The sequence below is a fragment of the Thermococcus sp. 21S9 genome, assembly GCF_012027635.1.
Classification (GTDB): domain Archaea; phylum Methanobacteriota_B; class Thermococci; order Thermococcales; family Thermococcaceae; genus Thermococcus.
Genome location: NZ_SNUS01000001.1, coordinates 363,237 through 389,492, shown reverse-complemented (window position 1 = coordinate 389,492; position 26,256 = coordinate 363,237). Strand labels below are relative to the sequence as shown.

At 56.1% G+C, this 26,256-nt stretch carries 31 protein-coding genes; 15 read left to right on the top strand and 16 right to left on the bottom strand.

Annotated elements, in window-relative coordinates:
* Positions 1-79 precede the first annotated feature (79 nt).
* Positions 80-754, top strand: a complete 675-nt coding sequence (locus E3E28_RS02285) for a metal-dependent hydrolase (RefSeq protein WP_167915118.1) — start codon at positions 80-82, stop codon at positions 752-754.
* 45 nt (positions 755-799) lie between these two features.
* Positions 800-1,813, top strand: a complete 1,014-nt coding sequence (locus tag E3E28_RS02280) for a cell wall-binding repeat-containing protein (protein WP_167913876.1) — start codon at positions 800-802, stop codon at positions 1,811-1,813.
* Between the two features lie 74 nt (positions 1,814-1,887).
* Here the strand turns inward: E3E28_RS02280 and E3E28_RS02275 are convergent, their stop codons facing one another.
* From E3E28_RS02275 to speE, 6 genes are read right to left on the bottom strand one after another with little or no spacing between them, the layout of a single operon-like run.
* On the bottom strand, positions 1,888-2,031 hold the full coding sequence (locus E3E28_RS02275; protein WP_167915117.1) for a C2H2-type zinc finger protein: 144 nt from the start codon (positions 2,029-2,031) through the stop codon (positions 1,888-1,890).
* Between the two features lie 46 nt (positions 2,032-2,077).
* A complete protein-coding gene (locus E3E28_RS02270; protein ID WP_167913875.1) occupies positions 2,078-2,890 on the bottom strand; it encodes a hypothetical protein in 813 nt (270 codons plus the stop codon).
* A complete protein-coding gene (locus E3E28_RS02265; RefSeq protein ID WP_167913874.1) occupies positions 2,880-3,560 on the bottom strand; it encodes a hypothetical protein in 681 nt (226 codons plus the stop codon). The genes E3E28_RS02270 and E3E28_RS02265 overlap by 11 nt, the downstream gene beginning before the upstream one ends.
* On the bottom strand, positions 3,538-4,269 hold the full coding sequence (locus tag E3E28_RS02260) for a creatininase family protein (protein WP_167913873.1): 732 nt from the start codon (positions 4,267-4,269) through the stop codon (positions 3,538-3,540). The genes E3E28_RS02265 and E3E28_RS02260 overlap by 23 nt, the downstream gene beginning before the upstream one ends.
* 30 nt (positions 4,270-4,299) lie before the next feature.
* Positions 4,300-5,181, bottom strand: coding sequence for a lysylphosphatidylglycerol synthase domain-containing protein (locus E3E28_RS02255; protein ID WP_167913872.1), 882 nt, complete (start codon positions 5,179-5,181; stop codon positions 4,300-4,302).
* A 5-nt stretch (positions 5,182-5,186) separates the two neighbouring features.
* Positions 5,187-6,032, bottom strand: a complete 846-nt coding sequence (gene speE / locus E3E28_RS02250) for a polyamine aminopropyltransferase (RefSeq protein ID WP_167915116.1) — start codon at positions 6,030-6,032, stop codon at positions 5,187-5,189.
* 93 nt (positions 6,033-6,125) lie between these two features.
* Here speE and E3E28_RS02245 point away from each other — a divergent pair, with 93 nt between their 5' ends.
* Positions 6,126-6,602: a hypothetical protein gene (locus tag E3E28_RS02245; RefSeq protein ID WP_167913871.1), complete on the top strand. Its 477-nt coding sequence runs from the start codon at positions 6,126-6,128 to the stop codon at positions 6,600-6,602.
* Here the strand turns inward: E3E28_RS02245 and E3E28_RS02240 are convergent.
* A complete protein-coding gene (locus E3E28_RS02240) occupies positions 6,596-7,069 on the bottom strand; it encodes a pyruvoyl-dependent arginine decarboxylase (protein ID WP_167915115.1) in 474 nt (157 codons plus the stop codon). The two genes, E3E28_RS02245 and E3E28_RS02240, sit on opposite strands and share 7 nt — an antisense overlap.
* A gap of 72 nt (positions 7,070-7,141) precedes the next feature.
* A complete protein-coding gene (locus tag E3E28_RS02235; protein ID WP_167913870.1) occupies positions 7,142-8,269 on the bottom strand; it encodes a cation:proton antiporter in 1,128 nt (375 codons plus the stop codon).
* Between the two features lie 111 nt (positions 8,270-8,380).
* On the opposite strand from E3E28_RS02235, the gene gcvH reads away from it, so the two are divergent.
* Together gcvH and E3E28_RS02225 are read left to right on the top strand one after the other, a co-directional pair.
* A complete protein-coding gene (gene gcvH / locus E3E28_RS02230) occupies positions 8,381-8,785 on the top strand; it encodes a glycine cleavage system protein GcvH (protein ID WP_167915114.1) in 405 nt (134 codons plus the stop codon).
* A gap of 54 nt (positions 8,786-8,839) precedes the next feature.
* Complete coding sequence (locus E3E28_RS02225) at positions 8,840-9,178, top strand: hypothetical protein (protein WP_167915113.1); 339 nt, start codon at positions 8,840-8,842, stop codon at positions 9,176-9,178.
* Positions 9,179-9,454: 276 nt separating this feature from the next.
* On the opposite strand, the gene gltA is transcribed toward E3E28_RS02225, so the two are convergent.
* Positions 9,455-10,897, bottom strand: coding sequence for an NADPH-dependent glutamate synthase (gene gltA, locus E3E28_RS02220; RefSeq protein ID WP_167913869.1), 1,443 nt, complete (start codon positions 10,895-10,897; stop codon positions 9,455-9,457).
* Positions 10,897-11,775, bottom strand: a complete 879-nt coding sequence (locus E3E28_RS02215; RefSeq protein ID WP_167913868.1) for a sulfide/dihydroorotate dehydrogenase-like FAD/NAD-binding protein — start codon at positions 11,773-11,775, stop codon at positions 10,897-10,899. The genes gltA and E3E28_RS02215 overlap by 1 nt, the downstream gene beginning before the upstream one ends.
* Before the next feature lie 168 nt (positions 11,776-11,943).
* On the opposite strand from E3E28_RS02215, the gene E3E28_RS02210 reads away from it, so the two are divergent.
* The gene (locus E3E28_RS02210; RefSeq protein WP_167913867.1) at positions 11,944-12,162 is read left to right on the top strand and encodes a hypothetical protein; all 219 of its coding nucleotides are present in this window, start codon (positions 11,944-11,946) and stop codon (positions 12,160-12,162) included.
* On the opposite strand, the gene E3E28_RS02205 is transcribed toward E3E28_RS02210, so the two are convergent.
* Both E3E28_RS02205 and E3E28_RS02200 read right to left on the bottom strand, forming a co-directional pair.
* A complete protein-coding gene (locus tag E3E28_RS02205) occupies positions 12,149-12,910 on the bottom strand; it encodes a tRNA (adenine-N1)-methyltransferase (protein WP_167913866.1) in 762 nt (253 codons plus the stop codon). The two genes, E3E28_RS02210 and E3E28_RS02205, sit on opposite strands and share 14 nt — an antisense overlap.
* Complete coding sequence (locus tag E3E28_RS02200; protein ID WP_167915112.1) at positions 12,903-13,523, bottom strand: DUF257 family protein; 621 nt, start codon at positions 13,521-13,523, stop codon at positions 12,903-12,905. Before E3E28_RS02200 ends, E3E28_RS02205 begins: the two co-directional genes overlap by 8 nt.
* Positions 13,524-13,580: 57 nt before the next feature.
* Between E3E28_RS02200 and E3E28_RS02195 the strand changes: the two genes are divergently transcribed.
* A complete protein-coding gene (locus tag E3E28_RS02195) occupies positions 13,581-13,910 on the top strand; it encodes a signal recognition particle protein Srp19 (protein WP_167913865.1) in 330 nt (109 codons plus the stop codon).
* Here the strand turns inward: E3E28_RS02195 and E3E28_RS02190 are convergent, their stop codons facing one another.
* Complete coding sequence (locus E3E28_RS02190) at positions 13,911-14,153, bottom strand: Lrp/AsnC family transcriptional regulator (protein WP_042691796.1); 243 nt, start codon at positions 14,151-14,153, stop codon at positions 13,911-13,913. It lies immediately after the preceding gene.
* A 195-nt stretch (positions 14,154-14,348) separates the two neighbouring features.
* Between E3E28_RS02190 and E3E28_RS02185 the strand changes: the two genes are divergently transcribed.
* Genes E3E28_RS02185 through E3E28_RS02165 form a run of 5 tightly spaced genes read left to right on the top strand, consistent with a single transcriptional unit; the run spans position 14,349 to position 20,779 of the window.
* Entirely contained in the window at positions 14,349-16,553 is a 2,205-nt protein-coding gene (locus E3E28_RS02185; protein WP_167913864.1) for an ABC transporter substrate-binding protein, read from the top strand.
* 53 nt (positions 16,554-16,606) lie between these two features.
* Positions 16,607-17,608, top strand: coding sequence for an ABC transporter permease (locus tag E3E28_RS02180; RefSeq protein WP_167913863.1), 1,002 nt, complete (start codon positions 16,607-16,609; stop codon positions 17,606-17,608).
* A 10-nt stretch (positions 17,609-17,618) separates the two neighbouring features.
* On the top strand, positions 17,619-18,824 hold the full coding sequence (locus E3E28_RS02175) for an ABC transporter permease (protein ID WP_167915111.1): 1,206 nt from the start codon (positions 17,619-17,621) through the stop codon (positions 18,822-18,824).
* Positions 18,817-19,797 carry an ABC transporter ATP-binding protein gene (locus E3E28_RS02170; RefSeq protein WP_167913862.1) on the top strand — a complete coding sequence of 327 codons (981 nt, stop codon included), beginning with the start codon at positions 18,817-18,819 and terminating at the stop codon, positions 19,795-19,797. Before E3E28_RS02175 ends, E3E28_RS02170 begins: the two co-directional genes overlap by 8 nt.
* A 7-nt stretch (positions 19,798-19,804) precedes the next feature.
* Complete coding sequence (locus E3E28_RS02165; protein WP_167915110.1) at positions 19,805-20,779, top strand: ABC transporter ATP-binding protein; 975 nt, start codon at positions 19,805-19,807, stop codon at positions 20,777-20,779.
* Here the strand turns inward: E3E28_RS02165 and E3E28_RS02160 are convergent.
* A complete protein-coding gene (locus tag E3E28_RS02160; protein WP_167913861.1) occupies positions 20,764-21,393 on the bottom strand; it encodes a hypothetical protein in 630 nt (209 codons plus the stop codon). The genes E3E28_RS02165 and E3E28_RS02160 overlap by 16 nt on opposite strands.
* 44 nt (positions 21,394-21,437) lie before the next feature.
* Here E3E28_RS02160 and E3E28_RS02155 point away from each other — a divergent pair, with 44 nt between their 5' ends.
* Positions 21,438-23,600, top strand: coding sequence for an ATP-dependent DNA helicase (locus E3E28_RS02155; RefSeq protein ID WP_167913860.1), 2,163 nt, complete (start codon positions 21,438-21,440; stop codon positions 23,598-23,600).
* Here the strand turns inward: E3E28_RS02155 and E3E28_RS02150 are convergent.
* Entirely contained in the window at positions 23,593-23,946 is a 354-nt protein-coding gene (locus E3E28_RS02150; RefSeq protein WP_240921641.1) for a hypothetical protein, read from the bottom strand. The two genes, E3E28_RS02155 and E3E28_RS02150, sit on opposite strands and share 8 nt — an antisense overlap.
* A 91-nt stretch (positions 23,947-24,037) precedes the next feature.
* On the opposite strand from E3E28_RS02150, the gene E3E28_RS02145 reads away from it, so the two are divergent.
* Entirely contained in the window at positions 24,038-24,610 is a 573-nt protein-coding gene (locus tag E3E28_RS02145) for a dephospho-CoA kinase (protein ID WP_167915108.1), read from the top strand.
* On the opposite strand, the gene E3E28_RS02140 is transcribed toward E3E28_RS02145, so the two are convergent.
* Complete coding sequence (locus tag E3E28_RS02140; RefSeq protein ID WP_167913859.1) at positions 24,579-25,385, bottom strand: ZIP family metal transporter; 807 nt, start codon at positions 25,383-25,385, stop codon at positions 24,579-24,581. The two genes, E3E28_RS02145 and E3E28_RS02140, sit on opposite strands and share 32 nt — an antisense overlap.
* Positions 25,386-25,455: 70 nt before the next feature.
* Here E3E28_RS02140 and E3E28_RS02135 point away from each other — a divergent pair, with 70 nt between their 5' ends.
* Complete coding sequence (locus E3E28_RS02135) at positions 25,456-25,872, top strand: RNA-binding domain-containing protein (RefSeq protein ID WP_167913858.1); 417 nt, start codon at positions 25,456-25,458, stop codon at positions 25,870-25,872.
* Positions 25,873-26,256: the final 384 nt, after the last annotated feature.

Sequence of the window (26,256 nt, the reverse complement as noted above, 5' to 3'; positions counted from 1 at the left end):
TTACGTCCATCAGTGGGCTTTTTCAGTCATCGAAAGATTTAAGTAAGCTCTGGTTATTTTATCCTCGGAGGTGATGGCGATGGTGAAGGTGAAGTTCCTCGGCCACGCGGCTTTTCTGATTGAGGGGAGCAAGAGAATCCTGATAGACCCCTTCCTCACCGGCAACCCGCAGGCCGCGGTGAAGCCGGAGGAGGTTGAAGCGGACCTGATACTTGTTACCCACGCCCACGGGGACCACATCGGAGACGCGGTCGAGATAGCCAAGAGGACAGGCGCGAAGATAGTTGCAATGTTCGACGTCGCCAACTACATCAGCGAGCAGGCTGAGGGGGTTGAAGTCATCGGTATGAACTATGGTCCGACCGAGGTTGACGGCGTCGGAATCGTCCAGGTTCCTGCCTGGCACTCAAGCAGCGACGGCAAGTACGGAATCGGCAACCCGTGTGGTTACATCGTCAAGCTCGACGGGAAGACGGTTTACCACGCCGGCGACACCTTCGTGTTCCTTGACATGGGTCTGTTCAGCGAGCTCTACGGCCCGATTGACGTTGCCCTGCTCCCGATAGGTGGACACTTCACAATGGGTCCGAGGGAAGCTGCAAAGGCCGTTGAACTGCTCAAGCCGAAGAAGGTCGTCCCGATGCACTACAACACCTGGCCCCCGATTTCGGCCGACCCCGGGGAGTTCAAGAAGCTTGTTGGGGACAAGGCCGAGGTCGTTATCCTCAAGCCCGGCGAGGAGCTTGAGCTTTGAAAAACCTTTTAAGAGCCTCCCTTTATCTCCTTTTCAGGTGGTGAAATGGGCAGAAGGGCTGGGTTTCTTATCTTTGCACTGGTTTTGATGTTCATAACTCCGCTCGTTCATCCCGTTGGGGCCCAGGTTCCGGGGGAAAGTCCTCCTTACGACCTGATAATCGTGAGAAACGACAACCTGATTGATTATATAGTCGCTCTCCCCTATTCACGGCTTCTGGGGATACCGATTCTCCCCGTTAATCCGAATGAGCTCGACACAACAACCCTCGCCCAGCTCCAGAGCTATGAACAGTTCGGCTGGTACAAGGTGCTCGTTATAGGTGATTACAAGGCAATCAGCCAGAAGGTGCAGGAACAGCTTATCGGCCTTGGCTTTCAGGTCACGAGGATAGGAGGGGCTACGCGGGTTGACACCTCCGTCAAGCTCGCCGAGGAGTTCTACCCAAACGGCGCCAACACTGTAATCCTTGCCAGTGCCAGCGACTACGGTTCGGCCTTAGCAGCTGCGAGATGGGCGATGACTTACGAGAACCCGCTCCTCTTGACTGACCCCAACAACCTCTCCAAGTCGGTCGTCACGGCCCTCAAGAGGCTCCACCCGAACCTTGTGGTTCTCATTGGGGCGGGTATGTCCAAGAACATCCAGGCCCAGCTCCAGGAACTCGGGTACCAGACTTACTGGGTGAAGGAGAGCATAACGATAACCGTCTCATCCTCCACACCCCCGGCGAGAACCAACTGGACCCTCGTCATCGGTGCGGTAATTCTCACCCTCGCGGTTGCGATTCCGGCTTCGCTCTACTATGCAAAGAAGAAGTGGTCCGCCAACAAGGTTCCAATCGAGGTTTTAACCGAGAAGGAGCGCATAGTCGTCAAGGCAATCCTTGACAAGGGCGGAACGGTAAAGCAGGAGGAACTGCCGGAGCTTACCGGTTATTCGAGGCCGACGATAAGCAGAATCATTCAGGAGCTCGAGAAGAAACAGCTCGTCGAGAGGGAGAAGGTCGGGAAAACCTTCATAGTCCGCCTCACGAAGGAAATCGTCATGCGCGAGTAGCGGTCGGCCAAGCCCTCCGCTCATCACTTTTCAGGGTCCTGGCTGTTTCTTCATCCCGCAAGAAAAGAAGGAAATCACCTGCGGAAGAGATGGCCGTGAGCCCTGTTCACGTGCCTCGTGAAGGCCTTCGCATCCTTGAAGACCATTCCGCACCTCGGACAGCGGAAGAGTATCTCCCCGTCCCTGTCCTTAATCTTGATGGCCTTCAACACCGCCATCTCCTCCACCCCCGAGCGGAGTTTTGATTCGGGCTTTTAAACTTTGCTAAATCCATATCCTGTTGCCCTTGACCTTGAGGTAGCCGAGTGTTTGAAGAACCTTCAGGAAGTCCTCTATCGCGTCCTCGTCGTAGTAGATGTTTATCCTCTCGTTATTGCCCTCGACGGTTATTGGCTCGAGCTCCATGATTGCCTCGATGAGCTCGTTCTTCCTTCTGTACTTCTCGGCCAGCTCAAGGATTCTCTCTGCCAAAACGGAGCGGGCTATTCCGTCGAACATCGCCTCGACGTAGCTCTCCTCGGTCGCATAATCTTCAGCCACCTCAAGGGCCGTCTCTATTAGCTCCCTCTCGACCTCCAAGACCTCAACGTAGTAGCGCTTCTCAAGGGTGTATTCGGTTACGAGCGTTGCCCTTAACCTTTCCTCAAGCTCCTCAAGCTCGTCGCCGATTTCCTCAATCGGGAAGCGTAGCTCAAGGCTCAGCGCGTCGAGGGGAACTCTTTCCCTCAGCAGGAAGCCCCCGTCGGTTTCCTCTATCGCCCCGGATTCAATAAGCGCGCTCACAACCGAGAGCTTTGGAAGGTCTGGCTCTTCAAAGAGGGTTCCGAGCTCCTTAACCTCCCCTGGCTCCCAGTTTTCAAGGAGTTCGTCGTAGGCCAGCTTTACAGCCTCGAGTTCCTCACCTATGGCCGGAACCTCTGAGGCCACCTCGACGAGCTGGGCGTATGTGCCCCGGATTACAACGTAGTGCTCAATCTCGGCCCTGGTTTCTTCCTTCGTCCTGTTCATTATTCCCGCCCTGCTGAGCTCGCGCGAGAGGGCGTTCATATCGTCCTTGGTGAGAACTTCAAACCTCATTGCCTTCCCCCTCTATCGAGCGTTCTTCACCGTTATAACCTTTCGGCTCGAGCAGGGACTGGAGGAGGGCCTTTACGGGCTTGTTGTGAACCCTTTCCGCGGTTTCCGCAACTTCGTCTTCAAGGCCGTCCCTGAAGTTTGCGTAGAGGAGCAGGGCGTAGGCGATGACCTTCGGGTCGCCCTCACCGAGCCTCTCGATTGCGTTCGCGAGTGCTGGATTCCTCAGGAGCTCATCCGCGAGGGTTTCGAGGGCCTTCCTGTCGTCCCTTTCCACGGCCCTTCTCAGGGGCTCGTAGAAGGCCTTGAGAACCAGCCTTGCCATCCTCTCCCTTTCGAGAAGGTCTTTTCCGGGCTCCTCCTTCCGCTCCCGGGTCAGGAGGTAGTAGGCAAGGGGCACACTGAAGGCGACAATCATCAGCGCGTAGAGCCCGGTGGGTATCTTAACGCCTGAGGGGGCCCTCTTCGAGATGACCACGAGGAGAACGAGGCCTATTGCGAACCAGAGGAGCATTCCCGCGAGGTAATATGGGGAGTAGTCCTTCACCTCCGGCCCCTTTGCCCTGGCCCCGATCTCCTCAATTCTCCTTAATCCCGTTTCGGCTATCTCTATCTCTGCCTGAAGGCGCTTTATTCGCCTGTCGATCTCCTCAAGAACCCTTTCCCTCTTCATCCGCTTCCACCAGGAGTTCGGCTATCCTTTCGCTGACCCTTCCGAGTATCGCCTCGCCCTTTTCGGCGCTCGCATTCCTCGGGTCGTCGTTGACCCCGTCCGGGAAGAGTTCGAAGCCGATGTCCCTCCTTATGACCCGGACTTTCCTCGTTCTCCTCTCTCCTCTGGCCTCTTTCATCTTCACGAGTTCTGGCCTTATCGCGAGGATTACCGACGTCTCGTCCTCGCCTGCGTGCCCCTGGCTCGAGCAGACCTCAAGGATTTCCTCCCTGAAGTCGAGCCACCAGTTTATTAGCCATATCTCTACGTCGAACTCCTCCGCAACTTCCTCCGATGCCAGAACCAGCGGGGAGTGGTTTCCGCCGTGTCCGTTGAGTAGAACGAGCCTTCTAAAGCCTTCCCTCGCGAACTCGCGCAGGATTTCGGCCACGTAGGCCTTCAGCGCGTCGGCCGAGATGTTTATCGTCCCCGGATAGACGTTGAGAACGAACGTGTGCCCGTACCACACCGGCGGGGCCACGATGACGTCAACGCCTTTCTCCTTCAGCTTCTCGTCAACGCGATTCGCTATCTCCACCGGCGCGAAGACGTCAGTACCGAGGGGCAGGTGCCTCCCGTGGGCCTCAACGCTTCCGACCGGGATTATAACGGCCTTCACCTTCTTCCTGACCCGCTCAAACTCGGGCCACGTGAGTTCCTCAAGCCTCATACGACCACCGCGGATAATAGGAAGTGGGGCTTAATTAGCTTTAACCTCGCCCGCCACGAGGCGATAAAACGCGACCGCCCCGACGATGGCGTAGGCGTACTGGGTTATGAACTTGTACAGGAACGCCACAACGATTGCAGTTGGACTGTCGCCGATGGCGAGCGTTACTCCAAGCTCGTTCGCCCCAATCCCGCCGGGAGTTCCGAGGACTCCCCCGAGGAAATTCGAGTATATTATCGCCTCAAGGAACTTCAGGTAGCCCGCTCCGACGCCGAAGGTCTTGGCGGTGAGGTAAAGGGTCGTCGCGTTGGCGAGTGTCAGGAGGATTCCAACGGAAACCGCGAGCAGGACGGTTCTTGTGTTTCCCCTCGCCCTGTGCCAGCCGGAGTACATCCGTTCCAGCGTTTCGAGCTTCTTTAGTGCCCTGAAAACTGGGTACAGGGTATAATAGGCAACCCTGTCGAAGACCATCGCCGTGAGGATGGCACCGGCAAGTACAAGCGCCACCACGTTCTTCCCGACCACTGTGATTAGGAGCAGGCCCGCGAGGAATTCCGTCGCTATCGCGAGCAAACCGACGCCCATCGTGTACCAGTAGTCGGTTCCGAGCAGTTTGACCTTCACGAGAACCCCGACTGCGGTGTTAAGGGAGAATCCAAGGTACGTCCCGGTGAGCGTCGCCAGCAGGGTTCTCCTGAACGAAACCCCCGAGGCGTGGTGAACGTAGACGTACCAGAGTGCGGTGTAGAGGAGGTACGCCACGAAACCCGTCAGAATTGCTGTCAGGAAATAGGGGGATAACAGCGAGGAAGCGCTCAGGTTCACCCTTGAAGCTTCGGCGTAGACCTTATGGAGCAGATAGGCGGTTATGGCAACGGTTAGGAGTAGCGTTGCCGGTTTTCTCCAGTTCACACCCTTCACTCCTTCTCAAGGAGTTCCCTGACGTACTTCGGCATCTGGAAGAGCGTCTCGTGCCTCTCGGGGTCGTAGTAGTAGAGCTTCTCCGGGGCCCTGCTCACGTCCACCTTCCTGAAGTCCACGTCGCCCTTAACACCCACGAGGAAGCTCCAGGGTGAGGCGTAGCCTATCACGGGGAAGCTGAAGTAGTAAACCTTATCGAACACCCTCTTCATCGCTTTGTAGGCATCTATGAGCTCGTTGGTGAAGAGGTAGACGCTCCCGGCCTGTGTGATGTAGAGGCCCTTCTCGTTGAGCTTCTCGTAGGCCGTCCTGTAGAACTCCTCCGAGAACAGGAGCTTCGCAGGGCCGACGGGGTCGGTTGAGTCCACGATTATGACGTCGAAGCGCTCCTCCGTGTTCTTCAGGTACTCCACGCCGTCGCCGATTATCAGCTCGGCCCTCGGGTCGTCGAAGGCGCCCCTGTCTATGCCGAGGTAAATCCTCGAGACCTCGACGACCATCTCGTCAATCTCGACCATCGTGGCCTTCTCCACGCTCTCGTGCCTGAGAACTTCCCTCAGCGTTCCTCCGTCACCGCCACCTATTACGAGAACCCTTCTTGGGTTCGGGTGCGCGAGCATGACCGGGTGAACGAGAACCTCGTGGTAGCTCTCCTCGCCTATCTCGACGAGCTGGACCGTCCCGTCGAGGACGAGCAGTTTGCCGAACCCCTCGGTTTCGTAAAGCTCCAGCCGCTGGTATTTCGTCTGCGTCTCGAAGAGCCTCTCCTTAACCTTGAAACCGACGCCGTAGCCCCTCGGATACCACTCGATAAAGGCCCTCTCCTCCTCGCTGTAGCCCATGAACCTCACCTGAGCTTAGCTCACCGTTCGGGTTTTAAACCTATGGGTTTTCACGGGGCAAAGTTATTAAGGCCCTTCCGAGAGTTAGTAGCGATGGCCGAGGCAGAGCTCAGACGGAAACTCGCCCAGGGGATAGCGGATTTATGGGCTGAAATCACGGGAGGAATCGGCGAGGGCATCCCCCATCTCGTGGGGGAGGTTAGTGCGAACCCCGGCCTAACCGTTGAACTCGACGTGGCTTTCTTTGACGATTACCGCCTTGAGCGCTTCCTTGATGATGGGATTCTCTTCTTCGTTTTCCCCGCCGATGAAGGCAGTCCACGGGCCCTCTTCGTGTCCCTCTGGCGCTTTCTCCAGGGTAAAGGTGTTCCGAAGCTTCTGATTCCCGGGGTGAAGCTTGAGGGACCGCTGAGTGAAGCCCTGAGAAAGCTCGGCTTCGAGGTTCTGTGGATGACCGGCGATTCGGTTGTTGAGGTGTGGGCTGTTAAGGGAAGAGCCCGCTACGAGATGGTCTTTCAGAGAACTGGCGACAGGGAGTTCACCCTGGTCGAAAAGAAAAGGGTTCAGTAGGGGAACATCACGACAACCGCTATTGCCGCGGCGGGCTTGTCCTTGACGGTTATCTCGGCGCTCGCAACCTTGAACTCGGCCAGCTCCCAGCCCCTGTTGGCGAAGCCCTCCTCGACCATCTTTTTCACGATTCTCTCGGCCTCTTCCTTCGTGCAGTAACCGGCGTACTCGTAGATTAGGCCACCCTCGTTGTTCTTGCTTATCCCAACTCCCAGCGCCGCGCTGATGGTCATTCCCGGCTCGTCGCTCTCGATGTGCGCGTAGACCGTCGGCAGGAGCATTCCAATCGGAACGTCGTGGACCTTATCCATCCACTCGATGTGCGCGGGAATGACACTGCTGAGCTTGACGAGGTTGACGTTTCCTATGCCAAGCTTGAGGAGTGCGTTATCGAAGGCGTTTAGCTTCGTTCCGCCCTCGGCGGTAGCCGCTCCCATAAAAGCCCTCTTAGGCGTCGTCCAGCTCATTCTCACCACCCTTACAACCCTTCAATCACTCCACCGCTTAACGCCGAGCTTATAAACCTTGCCCAAAAATTTTTAGGCCTTTTGCACGGCCGTTAAAACCCTCCCAATCGTTGCCGAGAGGAATATTCCCGCGACCGAGGTGAACGCGGTTATTGAGTACAGCTCTCCAGTCAGGACGCCGTAGCTGTTACCGAGGTCTGCCACGAGAAGGCCGAGGATTCCGAAGCTCACAAGTCCTGTTGCCTTGGCCAGCGAGCTGAGGGGCTTTCCATCCCATTCAAGGATTACCGTCAGCAGGAAGCGGACAGAGTACACCACGAGGAACCCGTAGAGCACCATGAGGGTTATCTCGGCCCTGAAGTTCATCCCACGCCAGGCGAAGAATATCGGCGCGAAGATTCCGCTCGTCACACCGCTCAATATTGTTTCCAGCCTTTCATACTGCTTCGTGCCGACCAAATCGCTGTGGAGGAGCAGTCCAGCCAGGAAACCGCCTATGGTGAAGTGCATTCCAACTTCCTCGCTTATGAACCCAAGCGTCGCCGCGAAGACCATAAAGAGGCCAAAAACCGCCTCGTCACTCTTAAGTTTCCTGAGCTGGGTTATTAACCAGACCTTGTGCTGGATTCCTATCTTGTAGTTTATGTAGAGCACTCCTCCTATGAACAGGGCCTGCTTGGCTATAGTAGTTATGAGGTTTAAAGTGCTCTCCGCGCCCTTGAAGTTCGCGAGGACGTACACAAGTATGAGTATCGACACCTCGCTTATTATCGCGTAGGAGAGGGCAACGTGGAGGTAGTCGTCGCCAAAGAAGCGTTTCAGCTTGACGACGATTGGGGCACTGGCCACTGCCAGTATCGCCGCGGCGAGGATGTTCCCGGTACCTATCCGGTATCCAGTGAAGGGGAGTGTCACGAGCATCATTACCCCCAGGGTTGCCAGGTACACGGGCAACGCCTTCTTTCCTCCAATGTGGAGCTCCTCCGGCGTTATCTCAAGACCTGCCGAAATCATGAGGAAGAATATCCCGAACTCCGCGAGGAGGTTCATCTCGTCCGCTGGAACCCCGGTCAGGACGTAGCCGAGTATCAAACCGGCTGTTATCTCGCCGACTATCCCGGGGTAGCCGAGCCTCTCGAAGAGCTCCGCGAGGAACCTGCCCAGGGCTATGATGATGAGAACGTAGCCTATAATCTGCATCTCCCCACCCCGCTTTAGAGTCCCCTAAATTCTGCTCCGGCGGAGATATAAGCGTTTCCATTTCGAGAAAGGTTTAAATGCTCAAACCTGTTACCCTGAGCGGTGATGTTCATGATTGAAGTCGGAGACTACAAGGTTAAGGAAGGCCTCTACTACACGAAGGACCACGAGTGGGTTCAGGTCCTCGACGACGGAACCGTTCTCGTTGGCATAAGCGACTACGCCCAGAAGGAGCTGGGCGATTTGGCCTACGTCGAGCTTCCCGAGGTCGGAACCGAGGTCAACAAGGGCGACGTTCTCTGTGAGCTGGAGAGCGTCAAGGCCGTCAGCGAGGTTTACGCCCCGGTCAGCGGTGAAATCGTCGAGGTCAACGAGGAACTTGAAGACAGCCCTGAGGTTCTCAACGAGGACCCCTACGAGCACTGGATTGCCAAGATAAAGCCCAGCAACCTCGACGAGGAGCTCAAGGAGCTCATGGACGCTGAGGCCTACGCGAAGTACCTGGAGAGCCTCTGAGCCTTTGAACGCAACCGTTAAGTATTTTCTTGCTTATTCTTTCCGGTGATTGCCATGAAGGTTCTGAAGGAATGGGACGTTAAGGTGAAGCTTGTCAGGACGAAGAGGGGAGCAATTCTCCACATGATTGAGCTTGAGCCGGGGCACTTCTACCTCGAACAGAACCCACTCAAGGATTCAAAGTACGGCGTCGCCTACAGGAAGATAAAGGAGAACTTCCCCGAGTTCTACATGTTCTGGGAGATTAAGAACAACCGCTACACCGGAAAGCTCTTAGCTGGAGCGTTCCTTGAGAAGAAGGAGATAGACGACTTCATAACGCTCCTCGCCCAAACCGAGGACTTCAAGAAGTTCGAGGAAATCCTCGAGGAAATCGAGGAGATGGAGGAGTGAGCTCGGCCCTTGGCTCTCATCATTTTTGCCGTGTGAAAACACGGACTCAGATACCCTAGAGGTCGTCATCGCTCGGTTTCTTTCAAGAAGGGAAGGATAAAAGCCTAACGGCTCGGTCAGTATACCCCTCATCACGTTTCAGCTACCGTGAGGCTCGTCATCGCCACCAAGACTGGGAACTTTGACTGAAAAACATAGCGCCAACTTCTGGGGCGGAAGTTAACTACTGGGGCAGTAGTTTGGGACTGGAACGTAAAAAGGTGGGGAAGAAAACCCTCACGCGTTTTCGTTTCTCTTCTTCGTGAGGTACTCGTGGATTGCCTTCGCGGCCCTTCTTCCGTCGCCCATCGCGAGGATAACCGTTGCCTCTCCCCTTATCGCGTCTCCGCCAGCGAAGACTCCCGGAATGCTCGTCATGAGGTTCTCGTCAACGACGATTCTTCCGCGCTCGACCTTCAGGCCGGGCGTGTTGATGATGAGCCTGTTGGGGTGCTTTCCGATGGCTATGATTACGGTGTCGGCTTCAATCGTAACGTATTCGCCAGTTCCGACTATCTTCCTCTTGCCCCTGCTGTCGCGCTCCTCGAGCGGTTTCATCTTCTCGAACTTAACAGCTTTGACGTTGCCGTTCTCGTCGCCTATGAACTCGACCGGGTTGATGAAGTACTCGAACTTTATGCCCTCTTCCTTGGCGTGCTCAACCTCTTCCTCCCTGGCGGAAACGTCCTCCTCACCGCGCCTGTACGCGATGATTACCTCGGCACCGAAGCGCCTCGCGCTCCTCGCGGCGTCCATAGCAGTGTTTCCGGCTCCGATGACGATTACCCTCTTCCCGACCTTTACAGGAGTGTCGTACTCGGGGAACAGGTAGGCCTTCATGAGGTTAACGCGCGTGAGGAACTCGTTCGCCGTGTAGATTCCGTTGAGGTTTATGCCGGGAGCGTTGATGAGCCTTGGCGTTCCGGCGCCCGAGCCTATGAAGACGGCGTCGTACTCTTCGAGGAGTTCCTCGATGGTAACGGTCTTTCCAACGATGTGGTCGGTGAGTATCTTAACTCCAAGCTTCCTGAGCTTGTCAATCTCGCTCTTGACGATGCTCTTTGGCAGTCTGAACTCGGGAATGCCGTACATCAGAACTCCTCCGGGCTCGTGAAGGGCCTCGTAGATTGTAACGTCGTAGCCAAGCTTCGCCAGCTCTCCCGCTGCCGTAAGTCCGGCCGGACCGGCCCCTATGATTGCAACCTTCTGGCCCTTCTTCTCTATCTTCGGCACCATCTCGAAGAGGAGCTCCTCGTCTATGCCCTTCTCGCGGGCGTAGTCGGCAACGAAGCGCTCAAGCTTGCCGATGTTGACCTTGTCTCCGACTTTACCCATGACACAGTTCATCTCACACTGGTCCTCCTGCGGGCAGACGCGACCGGTCGTGGCCGGAAGGGAGTTGCAGGCCCAGATGACCTGAAGGGCCTCCTTCACGGCCTTATCCGGGTCGTCGCGGTACTGGACGAGCTTGCCGATGAAGCCCGGAATGTCTATGTGGACGGGACAGCCTTTTATACAGGGCGCGTAGTTGGCTGGACACTGTAAACAGCGCTCGGCTTCCTTAACGGCAAGCTCGAAGGTGTAGCCGAGGTTGACCTCCTTGAAGTCCCTAATCCTCTCCTCCGCCGGCCTCTCCGGCGTCGGAACGCGCTCCTTGATGAGCTTCCTCTTGACGGCCATCACTGCTCACCTCCCTGGACGGCCTGCTCGAAGAGTTTCATGTACTCCTGAAACGCCCTCATCTCCATGTCCGTGTAGTAACCGGTCCTCGCTATGAGGACGTCCCAGTCGACCTGGTAGGCATCAAACTCGGGGCCGTCTATGCAGGCGAACTTGACCTCACCGCCGACTGTAACACGGCAGGCACCGCACATACCGGTTCCGTCTACCATAATCGGGTGCAGGTCGGCCTTCATCGGGATTCCAAACTCCTTGACGACCTCGAAGACGGCCTTCTGGTCGCCGGCCGGGCCGACCATGAAGACGAGGTCGTAGTTCTCCTTCTCAAGCATCTCGCGAACCTTCTCGACGAGCCTCTTGGTGACGTTCTTCATGTTGGTCGGGAAGTCCAGGTTCGGGTCAATGGGAACGGTCTCGAGGACGTGCCTTCCAACGGCCTTCTCAAGCTCGTCTTTGAGAACGACCATTGGCTCAAAGGTTACGTGGAGTGTCGTGACGTCGTTTCCAAGTTCCTGCCAGGCCTTGGCTATCGGATAGACCTCGACTATTCCAGTGTAAGCTCCAATCGCGAGAATCTTACCGAACTTTTCCATCTCGGCCGGGTTTCCGAGGGGGCCGGCTATGTTTAGGATTGAATCACCTGGCTTGAGCTCGTTGGCCATTCTCATGGTCGTCTTTCCGCGGATGAAGGTTATCAGAACAATCCAGCCCTCCTCGCGGTCCCACATCACCGGCGTGAGCGGAATCCTTTCGCCGTTCGGAAAGGCCCTCACGATGACGAACTGGCCGGGCTGAACCTTCTTGGCCACGTGGGGGGCCTCAATCTTATACCAGATGTTCCTCATGGAGAGTTCCTTCTTCTCGAGTATCCGGTACACGATGAACACCTCCGTGCATGAGCCCAAAGATGGACATCTAAAGGTTCAGAACCTTTAGTGTTTATAAAGATGTGCTCAACCTTTGGTTAAGAACTCCGAAGGGATTTCGAGGGAGGACTTTGAAACCTGAAGGAAACGCTTTTTAACCGGGACATCGAGGTGAGAACGGTGCCGAAAATGGAGTGGAAGCGACTGCTGTATCACGTTGCCGTCATCGTGACTGCACTCGGAATGTTCCTGCCCCTATTGTACGGGTACCTCCCCTGGGTTAGAAAGCTCCTTGGAACCCAGCCACTCCTGAGCTCCCTTGCCATAATAGTTATCGGCTGGGTCGTTGCGTACTTCACGTTCGAGGAAGAGAAAAGAGAAGAGCTCACAGCTTCCTGAGGAAGGTTATATAGCCTGTATGGGCCAGCATCGTCGTTTTCGGCCTCATACAGTCCCTCTTTACCTCCTGTTCTCTGACGAGGACCTCGACGACCCTCGGCCTCATGAAGTGCTCCCTGTACTCCTCCAGCGCCCTGAAGAAGCGGTGAACCTGGTTCATACAGGGCGTGTAGGCCACGAAGTAGCCACCGGGCCTTAAAACATCAACCGCGTGCGGGAGGACGTTCTCCGGTTGCGGTAAATCCAGAACGATGTGGTCGGCGGTTTCCTCCTCTATGCCGTCGTAGATGCTCCTGTTCTTCAGAACAACCCTGTCCGAGAAGCCGGCAAGCTCAATGTTCCTCTTCGCTATCTCGTAGAAGTCCTTCCTGACCTCATAACTTATCACTTTTCCCTCCGGCCCTACGGCGTTGGCGAGGAAGATTGTCAAGGCCCCGCTCCCGGCGCCCGCCTCTATGACGGTGTCGCCGGGTGAAATGCCGGCGTAGGCTATTATTATGCCCGCGTCCTTGGGGTGGACTATCTGGGGGCCCCGTTTCATCTTCGCTATTATGTCGTTGATGTCCGGCTTGAGCGCCACGAAGGTTTCACCCTTGTGGCTCTCTATTCTGCTCCCGTAGGGCTTTCCTATGAGCTCGCCAAGTTTGAGGATTCCAAGGTCGGTGTGGAATTCCCGGTCCTCAACCTTCACGAGGTAGCGCTTTCCCCTCTTATCGACGAGAAGAACCCTGCTTCCCTCCTCAATCACCAATCCCACCGTCCTTGTAGACTTTGAACTCCCCTCCCGAGACCTCCACTATCGCCGTGCTGAGTTCCTCAAGTATCGCGAGGTGGGCGCGCTTTATGACGTCGGAGTTCACGAAGTTGATTGTAACGAGGTCCTCCGCTGGAATCGTGCTCACCGCCGTGAGTATCGACTTGATGGCGTTCTCGGGGTTGAAGTGGATGTAGTGGCCGAGTCCAAAGGTCACCATGTACTTCGGCTTCTGGGGAAGCCGTGATATCTTGCTCATGATAGAGTGATAGCTCCTCAGGAACGTGTGCGGGTCGTAGCTCGGCACAACGTCCTCAAGGATTTCGCCGTAGGTTACCGTTCCCGGCCCGACCCTCACGACCCTCAGGTCCTTCAGGAGCTCCAGAACACCGGAGTAATCAACGTCGTTTCTCCTCATGAACTTCCTGAGAAGAATCTCGCCCATTCCAAAGAAGTCAACAACGACTACCCCGCCGGCGTTTATGGCAGGTAACAGCTCTCCCCACGCGAGGCTCTCTATTGGTTCTCGCGACTGATACTCGATTAAAACAACATCTCCGGGAGTCATGAGGCCGAGCACGTCAGTCTCAAGGTTTTTGATGGCCATGACCTTCACCAAAAGGGTTTTTAACGGCCGGTCTTTTAAATCTTGCCGGGTGGGAAGATGAAGTTCGCGGTGTGGCCGAGCGAGCTCGACGCGAGACTCAGCAGGAAGTACGGGAGAACGGTTCCCAAGAACGTCGCGGTTGACGCTCCAAAGCTCTCCGAGATAGAGGACGCCGTTCTAATCCTTGGGATGAAGGTTATTGAGAAAGACCACAGCAAGCTCAATCCCCGTCTCTCGGGCCTCGACGAGGAGCTCAGAACCTACGGTTTTCTAAGGATTGAGAGCCCCTACGGAAAGGGGAAGAGCCTCAAAATGATTGCGGAGAAGATTAGAGAACTCCGTTCGAGGGCAAAGTCCAAGAAGAAGCCCAAGAGGAAGAGAAGGTAATCACTCCTCCTCCATCTCGACGACGATGGCGGTAGTGGTGTCGATAACGCCGTCGATGTTGTGGATGTCGTGGAGGATTCTCCTCGTCAGCTCACCGAGGTCCTTGGCCTCGATGTGGACGATGGCATCGTAGGGACCGGTGACGGCGTCGGCCTTGGTAACGCCCGGTATCTGCTTGAGGGCCTCGATAACGCTCTCAACTTTTCCAATTTCCACAGTCAACAAAACATACGACCTAACCATTGGCATCACCGCCGAAATTTTCTTCGCTCTTTAGTTGGAGCCCCGCTCATTTAAGCTTTTCGTAGCTTGGGCAATCCGCCAGATGCTGGCCTATCGTGTCGTTAGTTCGTCATCGCTATGTCAAAATAATCATCGAAAGATTTATACGTTCCCCTAAAGATATAGTAGTGCTTTAATCCCCAGAGGTGAACATTTATGAGGGGAAAAACTGCAGCAACTCTCTTGATGGTCTTTTTGGTGGCTTTTTCTGTAGTGGCCAGTGGCTGTATCAGCGGTGGTAGCACCGGCCAGACAACTACTATCAGTCCCGCTGGGTCAAGCACCCAGAGCTCCTCAAGCACTTCTTCTACAACGTCCTCAAGCTCAGCCACTACCGTTCAGCCCTCCAAGGCTGTAACGTACATTGAACAGCACCTCTCGAAAGCTACCGTAGTTGAAACGCCCAAGTACGTCGTTGTCGTTGGTCCCGAGGGAAGCGGTGCCAAGGTCTCAAACCTTCCGGACAAGCCTGTTATAGTCGTCTCCTACAAGGTCAACGAGCAGAAGACTCCAAGCATTGAGGAGTTAATGAAGAACCAGCAGGGATTCGGTCAGATAAACCCCGCCTTCCTCCGTGACCCGAACATGGATGCTCTAATTCAGCTCGCGAGGCAGGTTACCGACCTTGAGCTTAGAGAGGCCCTCTACAACGCCCTCTACATCCTCGCCAACAAGGAGGTTCCCGAGATAATCCTTGGTGACACCAAGGCCACCCGTGTCTATTGGAACTGGGTGCACAACTGGTACTACAACCCGGTTCTTGCCCCGCGCTGGGACCTCGTCATGGAGGACAAGAACGCCCCGAGCGTCAGCATAGGAATCGGTGATTACAAGAACGAGCCCGGAACCATTGTCGAAACCACCATCGGATGGCCGAGCTCCTTCGACCCAGCCTTCGACTACGAGACCTTCGGATGGGCCCTCTACCACAACGTCGGTGACACACTCGTTACCTACTGGGAGAACGAGACCAAGAAGGTCTCACCCGACCTCGCGGTTGCCTGGGCCCACAACAAGGACGGAACCGTCTGGTACTTCGTCATCCGCGGTGGAGTAAAGGCCTACGACCCCAAGACCGGCAAGCTCTACCCGATTAATGCCACCGACGTCGAGTTCGAGTTCTGGCGCATCCTCAGGGCCGGCTACTCGGTCAACTGGATGCTGGCAACCTACACCGACCTCAAGAAGAGCTACGCCATGAGCGACCAGGAGTTCGAGAAGGAGCTCCAGAACGGAGGCATCATAGCGGACTTCAACGGCAAGACCAAGGAAGTTAAGAGCCTCGATGAGCTCCTCCAGTTCTTCGGCTACAGCGGGCCAACCGCTGGAGTTTACAAGCTCGTCCTTCCGCACCCATACGGTGGTATACTCAGCGTCCTCGCCGACCCGTACCTCATGGTCATCCCGGCCAAGTACATGCTCGGTGACAAGTACGAGGAGGCAATGAAGGCCGCCAAGTGGGGCAGGGACCCCGAGGCCTGGAACAACTACATCCAGGAGGGTTCAAAGGACCCGATACACATGATGCTCCAGAACAACTACATCGGAGTCTTCACCGGACCGTTCTACATCAAGGACGCCAAGCAGAACAGCTACATAATCCTCGAGAGGAACCCGTACTACTGGAACTCCAGCGTCTGGAGCAAGCTTGAGGAGAAGAACCCGAACTACGTCACCACCAAGCGCGTCATCTACGTCCTCTCTGACGACGCAACGACCAGAATAAGCCTCTTCCAGAAGGGCGTTGCCGACATCGCGGCGGTTCCGGTTGACAGGCTTGACGCCGTCAAGGGACTCAAGCTCGGCAACTTCGAGTCCAAGATTGACTCGTTCGTCACCCCGACCATGGTCTTCATAGTCCTCAATGCCGCCAAGAAGCCCTTCGACAACCAGCTGGTCAGGGAAGCCCTCGCGTGGGCTACCCCGTACGAGCAGATTTACCAGGCGGTTTACAAGGGCTATATGGTGCCCAACTACGGACCGATTCCGATTGGATGGCTTGGCTACACCGAGTGCTGTGTCAACAAGTACAAGTACAACATCGCCAAGGCCCTCCAGCTCATCAGGCAGTCCGGCATTAACCCGAGCGACTACACGATAAGCATCTACTACAACACCGGAAACACCCAGCGTGAGAAGATAGCCACCCTCCTCCAGAACACCTGGGGACAGCTCGGCTTCAAGATTTCGGTAACTCCACTCTCCTGGCCGACCCTCCTCAGCAAGACCTCCAGCGGTGACTTCGACGTCTACATCGTCGGATGGGCGCCGGACTTCCTTGACCCGGACGACTACGTCGGCCCGTTCCTCCAGAGCGCGGTCGTCTTCGACAGCCTCAACTACGAGATTATAAACGGCTGAATGCCCTTTTCTTTTCTTTACGTCCTTTCTAACATTCCAAGGGGGGAAGAAACGTGGCAGGGCTTGGAAAGTTCCTCGTTAGAAGGGCTCTGACATTCATCCCAACGCTTATCGGAGTTACGCTCATCGTTTTTGTTATCGCCTACGTCATCCCGGCCAATCCCGTTCGCGCGTGGGCCGGTGGCGAGAAGGCTTCTCAAGCCGCGATAGAGATGATTAAGAAGGAGTACCACCTTGACCAGCCCTGGTATGACCAGTACATCTTTCTTGTTAAGGGTCTCTTCACGAACTCGCTTCTCGACCCCTTGAATCAGGAGCCGGTTTTTGACAACATAGGTAATCGTTTCATTGTGACGTTCCAACTGGCGTTGTTTGCGTTCTTCTTCGTGGTGTTGATAGGCCTCCCCCTCGGTATAATCTCGGCCCTCAAAAGGAACTCCGCGACCGATATGGTGCTCAGGATACTCGCCCTTGTGTTCATCTCAACGCCAATCTACGTCATAGCCTACCTATTCATATGGCTGTTCTTCATCCACTGGAACATGACGACACTGGCGGGAATTCCACCGGGACCACCCCACACGATAACCCACATCCCGGTCATCGATGACATCCTGACGCTCAACTGGGGCAATTTCGTCCAGCAGGTGAAGCGCTTCTGGTTACCGGGCTTCACCCTCGGAATAGCTGCGGCCGGTGTTCTCATGAGGTTCACGAGGAACTCCTTCCTCGAGGCCTACAGCAGGGACAGCACGCTCTTCCTCAAGGCCAAGGGAGTTCCTAAGAGCAGACTCTACAGGCACGTCCTCAAGAACGCCCTCGTCCCCGTCATAACAATCCTCGCCCTCCAGTTCGGCGGACTGCTCGCCGGAACGCCGATTACCGAGACCGTCTTCAACCTCCCCGGAATCGGTCGCTACGCGCTCCAGGCGATAATGTACCTTGACTTCCCTGCCTTGATAGGCGTGACCTTCCTCTACGCCATAGTCTTCGTCACCGCCAACCTGATTGCAGACATACTCTACGCGATAATCGACCCGAGGGTGAGGTTCTGAGGTGGTAGCAATGGCCGAGAACAGGATTAACGATTACGAGGAGAAAGAAGAGTACGAGATGAGCATCCTCGACAGGCTCAGCGACAAGCTCATCGACGGCTTCGCGTCCTTCATAACGCTCTTCAAGAAGGACTGGAAGAGGCGGAACCAGTCAAGGATTAAGGAATGGAAGCTGATGGCCTATGCCATAAACCGCTCTCCCCCGACGCTCTTGGGGTTGTTCATAGTCATCGTCTACATCTTCATCGGAATCTTCGGTCCTTACTTGGCTCCCTGGCCCTACGACTTCTTCCCGGTCAACTACAACTACTCAACCCAGCTCGCACCGCCAGGCTCGACCTACTTCCTCAACGTCACTGAACTCCAGAACGGCTACATAATCCATTACACGACCTACATCCACTATCCGCTCGGTTCGGACACCTACGGTAGGGACATCCTCAGCATACTCCTCGCGGGAGCGAGGACGGCGCTCGTGCTGGACATCTTCATCATCCTCATAGGTCCAACGATAGGAATAATCCTCGGCCTGATTTCGGGCTACTACGGCGGAAAGGTCGACGAGGTAATAATGCGTGTGACCGACATGTTCCTCGCCTTCCCCGGTCTAATCCTCGCGATAGCGCTCTCCGCCGTCCTGCCGGGCAGGATTCAGAGTTTCCTCAACACGCACGCGTGGGCTCAAACCTTCGTGCTCAAGCTGTTCGCGTTGCATCCAAGGGACGTCAACAACCTTGGAAAGCTCCTCGCGGTCTTCGTTGCCCTCGTCATCGTCTGGTGGCCGGGCTACGCGAGGGTGACGCGCGGTTCAACGCTCACCGAGAAGGAGAACCTCTACGTCGAGGCCGCGAGGGCGATAGGCCTGCCGACGAGGACGATACTCTTCAGGCACATACTCCCCAACATCATCGGTCCACTGCTCGTCATGATTACGATGGACTTCGGTGGAATCATCCTCACCGAGGCCGGCCTGAGCTTCCTTGGACTTGGAGCGGTTCCGCCGATACCGGACTGGGGTAACCTCATCAACCAGGGCTCGCAACAGTTCCCGCAGGCCTGGTGGCTGGTCGCCTTTCCGGGAATAGTGATAGTCACCGTCGTCCTCGGCTGGAACCTGCTTGGCGATGGTCTGAGGGACGTCCTTGACCCGAGGACGAGGAGGAGCCTTGAGTTCAAGCTCAAGAAGAAGTCCAAGGGAGGTGAGGCCAGTGCCTGAGCCGATAATTGAAATCAGGAACCTCAGCGTCCACTTTTACACCTACGCCGGAGTGGTCAAGGCCATCGAGGACGTGTCCTTTGATATCTACCGCGGTGAAACCCTGGCACTGGTCGGCGAGACCGGCTGTGGAAAGAGCGTCACCTCAAGGGCAATAACCAAGCTCATCGAGAGCCCGGGTAAGATAGTGAACGGGGAGATAATCTACCACCGCGACGACGGCTCGACCGTTGATTTGCTCAAGCTGAGTGACGAGGAAATCAGGGAAATCCGCGGTAACGAGATAGCCTACATCTTTCAGGACCCGCATTCATCGCTCGACCCGCTCTACACCGTCGGCTACCAGATTGGAGAGGCGATGGAGGTTCACGGGAAGGTCAAGAACATCAAGGAGGGCATAGCGAAGGCCGTCAACATACTCCGCGAGGTCCTCATTCCGGATCCCGAGAACAGGGTGAAGAACTACCCGCACGAGCTCAGCGGTGGTATGAAGCAGAGGGTCGTCATAGGAATTGGAATCGCCAACAACCCGCGCCTCCTCATAGCGGACGAGCCCACAACGGCTCTGGACGTCACGGTTCAGGCCCAGATACTCGAGCTACTCAACGAACTGAAGAGGAAGTACAATGCCACAGTCCTTCTCATAACCCACAACCTCGGTGTCGTCGCGGAAACCGCCCAGCGCGTTGTCGTCATGTACGCCGGAAAGGTCGTTGAGATAGGAACCGTTGACCAGATATTCCACAACCCGCTTCACCCCTACACCGCGGCGCTCCTCAGGGCCGTCCCGAACCCGCTCGGAAAGATAGAGAGGCTGGAGAGCATTCCAGGAACTGTGCCGAACCTCATAACGCCACCGAAGGGCTGTCGCTTTCACCCGAGGTGCCCGCTGGCAGAGGAGAGGTGCAGGAGAGAGGTTCCAGAGCTCAAGGAGATAGAGCCGGGCCACTTCGTGGCCTGCCACAGGTACTGAGGTGATGATGATGGAGCCAGTGCTCAAGGTTGAAAACCTCAAGAAGCACTTCCCGGTTAGGAGCCTCCTGAGAACGGTGGCGTGGGTCAAGGCCGTTGACGGCGTCAGCTTCGAGATTCAGCCCGGAGAAACGTTCGGACTCGTCGGCGAGAGCGGTTGTGGAAAGACCACCACGGGGAGGACAATCCTCAGGCTAATCGAGCCGACCGACGGAAAGATAACCTTCAAGGGCAAGGACGTGACCAAGCTCAAGGGCAAGGAGCTCCTCTGGTTCAGGAGGCACGCCCAGATAATGTTCCAGGACCCATACTCGTCGCTCGACCCGAGGCAGACGGTCTTCAACATCATAATGGAGCCGGTCAAGTTCCACGGCATCGAGGTTGACGACCCGGAGGAGTTCGTGATAAGGTTACTCGAGAGCGTCGGCCTCAACGAGATGCACCTCTACCGCTACCCCCACGAGTTTTCCGGAGGACAGAGGCAGAGGATAGCGCTGGCGAAGATACTCGCCCTCCAGCCGGATTTCGTCGTCCTCGACGAGCCGACATCAGCCCTGGACGTTTCGGTGCAGGCGAACATACTCAACACCCTCAAGGACCTCCAGAAGAAGCATGGCTTCTCCTACCTCTTCATAAGCCACGACCTCGGTGTCGTCAAGTACATGAGCCACAGAATGGGTGTCATGTACCTCGGGAAGCTCGTCGAGGTCGGCCCGGCCGAGAGAATCTTCGAGAACCCGCTCCACCCGTACACGCAGATGCTCCTCTCGGCCATACCGATTCCCGACCCGGAGCTGGCGAGAAAGAAGAAGAAAATGGAAATCAAGGGCGAACCGCCAAGTCCGATTAACCCGCCGAAGGGCTGTCGCTTCCACCCGAGGTGCCCGCTCGCCAAAGCTGGCCTCTGCGACAAGCAGGAGCCACCGCTTGTTGAGGTCGAGAAGGACCACTACGTCGCCTGCTGGCTCTACGAGAAGGCCTGAGCCTTCTTCCTTATTTCTTCCGTCAGCGCTGTTTCTCTGAGCAGGGCGGAGTAAAAGGCCGTTCTGAAAACAGGGTCGATTTTGAGGAGGTTCGTGTAGACCTTGTCGGTTCCCTTCTCATCTCTGACCTCTCCGTTTTCAAGCCACAGCCTCCGGTAGAGGAGCTTAACCTCGCGGATTTCCACCGATTCAACGTCGTCCTTAACTCCGAGAACCTTCTTGAGGAGCGCCAGTCCGAGGGCGTTCTCGCGCTCGACCTTGGCGAGTTGCTCGTCAACCGCTATGTGCCTGCTGTGACCCGTTGGTATTCCCAGGATTCTCCAGACGTTCCAGCGCCTCATGTGGCTGACCCTCTTCTCCCTGGTCTCCTGGGACGCGCTGAGGAGCTCACGGTAGAGGTCCTTCAGAAAACGCTCCAGATTTGCCCCGAGAAGCCTTGGCAACGGCTTTTCGGCGTTCTCCGAGAGGCTTATTGAGCCGGGTCCCTTTATCAGAACGGCCTTTCTCGGCTCAAGCGCCAGGAACTCAACGAAGTAAGCGTCAATCGCGTAGGTTCCAATTGTCTTGCCTTTCCTGTGAACCTCGAAGAGAACGTAGGGAACTTCCATGGCCATCCCAAACCTATTTAACCGCTCCCTCAATAAGGATTGCGGTCGAAATGAAGGTTGACGAACTTCCCGTTGACGAGAGGCTCAAGGCCGTCATCAAGGAGAGGGGAATAGAGGAGCTCTACCCACCGCAGGCGGAAGCTTTGAAAAGCGGTGTATTAGAAGGTAAAAACCTCGTTCTGGCAATCCCAACGGCGAGCGGAAAAACCCTTGTTAGTGAGATAGTTATGGTGAACAAGCTCCTCCGCGAGGGAGGCAAGGCAGTCTACCTCGTCCCCCTCAAGGCCCTCGCCGAGGAGAAGTACCGCGAGTTCAAGGAGTGGGAGAAGCTGGGCCTGAAGGTTGCCGCTACAACCGGCGACTACGACTCAACCGACGACTGGCTCGGGAGGTACGACATAATAGTCGCCACAGCGGAGAAGTTCGACTCGCTATTGAGGCACGGCACGAGGTGGATTGACGACGTTAAGCTCGTGGTTGCCGACGAGGTTCACCTAATCGGCTCGTACGACAGGGGAGCGACGCTCGAGATGATTCTAACCCACATGCTCGACAGGGCGCAGATTTTAGCTTTGAGCGCGACCGTCGGCAACGCGGAGGAGCTGGCTGAATGGCTCGACGCATCGCTCGTCGTCAGCGACTGGAGGCCAGTTCAGCTAAGAAAAGGGGTTTTCCACCTCGGGACGCTCATATGGGAGGACGGGAAGGTTCAGAGCTACCCCGAGAACTGGTACTCCCTCGTTACCGATGCCGTGAAGAGGGGCAAGGGCGCGCTCGTCTTCGTTAACACGAGGCGCTCGGCCGAGAAGGAAGCCCTAGCCCTCTCGAAGCTCGTATCGTCTCACCTGACCAAGCCCGAGAAGCGGGCGTTGGAAAGCCTCGCCAGCCAGCTCGAGGACAATCCCACGAGCGAGAAGTTAAAGAGGGCCATCAAAGGTGGAGTCGCCTTCCACCACGCCGGGCTGAGCAGGGTTGAGAGAACCCTCATCGAGGACGCCTTCCGGGAGGGTTTAATCAAGGTAATCACCGCGACGCCGACCCTCTCGGCGGGTGTCAATCTCCCCTCATTCAGAGTAATAATTCGCGATACCAAGCGCTACGCCGGTTTCGGCTGGACCGACATTCCCGTTTTGGAAATCCAGCAGATGATGGGGCGCGCTGGAAGGCCGAGGTACGACAAGTACGGCGAGGCGATAATAGTTGCCAGAACCGACGAGCCGGGCAAGCTGATGGAGCGCTACATTCGGGGAAAACCGGAGAAGCTCTTCTCGATGCTCGCCAACGAGCAGGCCTTCAGGAGTCAGGTTTTGGCCTTAATCACCAACTTCGGAATCAAAAGCTTCCCCGAGCTCGTCCGCTTCCTTGAGAGGACCTTCTACGCCCACCAGAGGAAGGATTTGAGCTCGCTCGAGTATAAAGCCAAAGACGTGGTCTACTTCCTCATAGAGAACGAGTTCATTGACCTTGACCTCGATGATAGCTTCATGCCGTTGCCCTTCGGCAAGAGAACGTCTCAGCTCTACATAGACCCGCTCACGGCCAAGAAGTTCAAGGACGCCTTTCCGGCAATCGAGCGGAATCCGAACCCCTTCGGAATCTTCCAGCTCATAGCCTCAACGCCGGACATGGCGACTTTAACAGCGAGGAGGCGCGAGATGGAGGACTATCTCGATTTAGCTTACGAGCTCGAGGACAAGCTCTACGCGAGCATACCCTACTACGAGGACTCGCGCTTCCAGGGCTTCCTCGGGCAGGTGAAGACGGCAAAGGTTCTCCTCGACTGGATTAACGAGGTTCCTGAGGCGAGGATTTACGAGACCTATCTAATAGACCCCGGCGACCTCTACAGGCTCCTTGAGCTTGCCGACTGGCTCATGTATTCCCTCATCGAGCTCTACAAGCTCTTCGAGCCGAAGGAGGAAATCCTTAACTACCTCCGCGACCTGCACCTTCGCCTGAGACACGGCGTTAGGGAGGAGCTCCTCGAACTCGTCAGGTTGCCAAACATTGGAAGGAAGAGGGCGAGAGCTCTCTACAACGCCGGTTTTACGAGCGTTGAGGCGATAGCGAACGCAAAACCCGCTGAACTCCTCGAAGTCGAGGGGATAGGTGCCAAAATCCTCGACGGAATCTACCGCTACCTCGGAATCGAGAAGAGAGTGACCGAAGAAAAGCCGAAGAGAAAGGGAACGCTGGAGGACTTCCTCAGATAGCCTCCCCTTCTCCCCTTCCGCTTCCACTCCAGAGGACGAAAACGTTTCTGCCCGGATTCAGACCGCTCTCATGGGCCCTCTGGTAAAGCTTTCCGCCCGTCCTCTGGCCGAGGAAGTAGGCCAGGACGAAGACGAGTATCAGGGGTGCCCCTTCAAGGTTCCAGCTGAGGCCTGCTAAATAGCGCATCAGCACGACCAGCGGGACAGGAAGGTGAACCGCCAGGGCCCACTCGAGCTTGTCCCCGGTTCTCTTGGCGTGGGCTCTCCAGAAGCCGAACGGTATGTTTACAAGGAACGTTACTATGAGGCCGATGATGAACCAGCTCACGTTCATCTTTCTCACCATAACGGTTTTCAGGTTGAACCTTAAAAAGTTTTGCGACCCTAACAAAACTCAACCTTTTTAAATCCCCTCCGAGCTACTCGGGGTGGGCTCAATGATAGTAATAGTCACTGGAATGCCCGGTTCAGGTAAGAGCAAAATCGTCAAGGCCTTCGAGAAGAGGGGATTTCCAAGCGTTTCTCTCGGCGACATCGTCCGCGAGGAGACGGTAAAGCGGGGCCTCGAGCTCACGAAGGAAAACGTCGCCAAGGTGAGTATACGGCTGAGGCAGGAACTCGGTCAGAACGCCGTTGCCAAGCTTGCGGTCGAGAAGGTGAGGACCCTTCTGGAGAAGAGCCCGCTCGTGGTCATAGACGGCGTTCGCTCTCTTGACGAGGTGGGAACCTTCAGGGGAGCCTTTCCGGAGGAGAAAATCGTTATCGTCGCGGTCCACACACCGCCGAAGCTCCGCTTCGAGAGGCTCAAGGCCAGGGGAAGGCACGACGACCCCCAGAGCTGGGAGGACTTCGAAGAGAGAGACTGGAAGGAGCTCCGCTTTGGAATCGGTGGCGTTATAGCGATGGCAGACTACATGCTGATAAACGATGGGAGCAAGGAGGAATACGAGGAGAATGTAGAGGCCCTCGTCGAGGAAATCATCCGAGGGCTGAATCGAGGAGGAGCATGACGTAGAAGCCCGCGAAGAAGCCCAGCGTGACGAGGGTCTCGCTCTTCTCTCCCCTGTATATTTCTGGAATCATCTCCTTCACTGTGACGTAGAGCATTGCCCCTCCGGCGAGGCCGAGGCCATACGGTAGCGTCCAGGCGAAGGAAGTGAAGAAGACCGCGCCGAGGATTACCATGACCATCTCGGCCAAACCGCTCAACACTCCAATTAGAACCGGGCCGAGGCTCTTCTTCTGTATGACCGCGAGCGGGAGCGAGACGACGGTTCCCTCGGGGAAGTCCTGAATGCCTATCGCTATGGCCGTGATGAGGCCGACCTCGAGGTTGTAGACGAGGGACGTTCCAACCGCCAGCCCCTCGGGCAGGTTGTGGATTATGAGCGCGAAAACGAGGAGCCAGACCTTTCTGAGGCGTTCCTTCATCCCCTTCGGTCCCTCGTAGCCCTTAACGAGGTGCTCGTGGGGCAGAAGCCTGTCAACGGCGTAAATCAGCAGGACGCCGAGGGCTATTCCAAGGGCCACGGGCGGAAACCCGGCGCTCTCTATTCCAGGCAGGATGAGCGAGGTGAACGAGGCGACAATCATAACCCCTGCCGCGAAGCTGAGCGAGAAGTCAACGCCACCCTCGGGAATCCGTTTGGCGAAGATGGCCACCATGGCTCCGAGCGACGTCATGAGCGCGACGAAAAGGCCGGCGTAGAAGGACACCCAGATTAGGCTTCCCCCGCTGAGTTCGAGGAGGTACCTCGCGAGCCCCTCGATGAAACCTTCTAACATATTTAGGTCACCCTAATTATCTGGGCGGTTGGGTTTATAAGCCTTCTTTCGACCTTAGCCCGGTGAGAGCATGGAGGAGCTGTTTGAGGAAGTCGAGCTCGAGGCGTACGTTTACCCGACCGAGGACCTCGAGAAGGTAAAGAGGTCGATGCTGAACCTCGTGCCGGATTTGGAGTTCGAGGTCTTTGACCGGGGCGATTACGTAATCCTCACCGGGAAGACGAGGAGCAGGAAAGCTCTTAGCAGGCTCTACGAGCTGTTCCGCGGGCAGGCGATACTCGACACCGCGCGCTCTTTCCTCGAGGAGGGCTACTTCGGCGAGGAGATAATCGTCAAGGTGAACAAGCAGGCCGCTTACGCGGGAGTGGTGAACTTCAACGAGGAGAGCCCGCTCGGCCCCATAACGATAATAATCCGCACGAAGAACCCTCGGAAGCTCATGAAGTGGCTCGCCCCGAGGACAAAGGACGGCGTGCCGATTGAGTGACACCTCGACGAGTGCTGTTCTCCATAATTTTTCGGCTCGCTTTGACCTTCCTTTGGGGGATGCCCTTACAGGTCCGCCCCGGAAATCGATTTTTGTGGTTATGTAGACGTAACTTATTGGAATGATTTTGTTGGTCTATGTAACGAGATATTTTCAGACAGTCTTAATGATGCATTCTCGCGCCTAAACGACCGTAAAACCTGTTTAAATCGAATTGTTTTTGAGAGAAACGCAGGATAGCCGTTAGACGACCCAACAGAGGCCAGTGACACCACAGGAAATCGTGGCAAGTTCTCTACCTGACTGTGGGAAGCGTTCATCAAGTTGCTCGCGCTCGTGGGAGTGCCCATCGAGCGGTTCGGATAAACCACAAAAGGTCCGGGT

Coding starts and splice junctions, on each gene's coding strand:
- E3E28_RS02160 (WP_167913861.1), bottom strand. CDS start 21,393: ATGGCCATGGAAGTTCCCTACGTTCTCTTCGAGGTTCACAGGAAAGGC.
- E3E28_RS02240 (WP_167915115.1), bottom strand. CDS start 7,069: ATGAGCTGGACGACGCCTAAGAGGGCTTTTATGGGAGCGGCTACCGCC.
- E3E28_RS02260 (WP_167913873.1), bottom strand. CDS start 4,269: ATGAGGCTTGAGGAACTCACGTGGCCCGAGTTTGAGCGGGTCAGGAAG.
- E3E28_RS02235 (WP_167913870.1), bottom strand. CDS start 8,269: ATGCAGATTATAGGCTACGTTCTCATCATCATAGCCCTGGGCAGGTTC.
- gcvH (WP_167915114.1), top strand. CDS start 8,381: ATGATTGAAGTCGGAGACTACAAGGTTAAGGAAGGCCTCTACTACACG.
- speE (WP_167915116.1), bottom strand. CDS start 6,032: ATGGGCTACAGCGAGGAGGAGAGGGCCTTTATCGAGTGGTATCCGAGG.
- E3E28_RS02190 (WP_042691796.1), bottom strand. CDS start 14,153: ATGGTTAGGTCGTATGTTTTGTTGACTGTGGAAATTGGAAAAGTTGAG.
- E3E28_RS02270 (WP_167913875.1), bottom strand. CDS start 2,890: ATGAGGTTTGAAGTTCTCACCAAGGACGATATGAACGCCCTCTCGCGC.
- E3E28_RS02150 (WP_240921641.1), bottom strand. CDS start 23,946: ATGGTGAGAAAGATGAACGTGAGCTGGTTCATCATCGGCCTCATAGTA.
- E3E28_RS02175 (WP_167915111.1), top strand. CDS start 17,619: ATGGCCGAGAACAGGATTAACGATTACGAGGAGAAAGAAGAGTACGAG.
- E3E28_RS02195 (WP_167913865.1), top strand. CDS start 13,581: ATGAAGTTCGCGGTGTGGCCGAGCGAGCTCGACGCGAGACTCAGCAGG.
- E3E28_RS02265 (WP_167913874.1), bottom strand. CDS start 3,560: ATGAAGAGGGAAAGGGTTCTTGAGGAGATCGACAGGCGAATAAAGCGC.
- gltA (WP_167913869.1), bottom strand. CDS start 10,897: ATGGCCGTCAAGAGGAAGCTCATCAAGGAGCGCGTTCCGACGCCGGAG.
- E3E28_RS02200 (WP_167915112.1), bottom strand. CDS start 13,523: ATGGCCATCAAAAACCTTGAGACTGACGTGCTCGGCCTCATGACTCCC.
- E3E28_RS02245 (WP_167913871.1), top strand. CDS start 6,126: ATGGCCGAGGCAGAGCTCAGACGGAAACTCGCCCAGGGGATAGCGGAT.
- E3E28_RS02225 (WP_167915113.1), top strand. CDS start 8,840: ATGAAGGTTCTGAAGGAATGGGACGTTAAGGTGAAGCTTGTCAGGACG.
- E3E28_RS02165 (WP_167915110.1), top strand. CDS start 19,805: ATGATGGAGCCAGTGCTCAAGGTTGAAAACCTCAAGAAGCACTTCCCG.
- E3E28_RS02145 (WP_167915108.1), top strand. CDS start 24,038: ATGATAGTAATAGTCACTGGAATGCCCGGTTCAGGTAAGAGCAAAATC.
- E3E28_RS02155 (WP_167913860.1), top strand. CDS start 21,438: ATGAAGGTTGACGAACTTCCCGTTGACGAGAGGCTCAAGGCCGTCATC.
- E3E28_RS02285 (WP_167915118.1), top strand. CDS start 80: ATGGTGAAGGTGAAGTTCCTCGGCCACGCGGCTTTTCTGATTGAGGGG.
- E3E28_RS02140 (WP_167913859.1), bottom strand. CDS start 25,385: ATGTTAGAAGGTTTCATCGAGGGGCTCGCGAGGTACCTCCTCGAACTC.
- E3E28_RS02185 (WP_167913864.1), top strand. CDS start 14,349: ATGAGGGGAAAAACTGCAGCAACTCTCTTGATGGTCTTTTTGGTGGCT.
- E3E28_RS02135 (WP_167913858.1), top strand. CDS start 25,456: ATGGAGGAGCTGTTTGAGGAAGTCGAGCTCGAGGCGTACGTTTACCCG.
- E3E28_RS02280 (WP_167913876.1), top strand. CDS start 800: ATGGGCAGAAGGGCTGGGTTTCTTATCTTTGCACTGGTTTTGATGTTC.
- E3E28_RS02275 (WP_167915117.1), bottom strand. CDS start 2,031: ATGGCGGTGTTGAAGGCCATCAAGATTAAGGACAGGGACGGGGAGATA.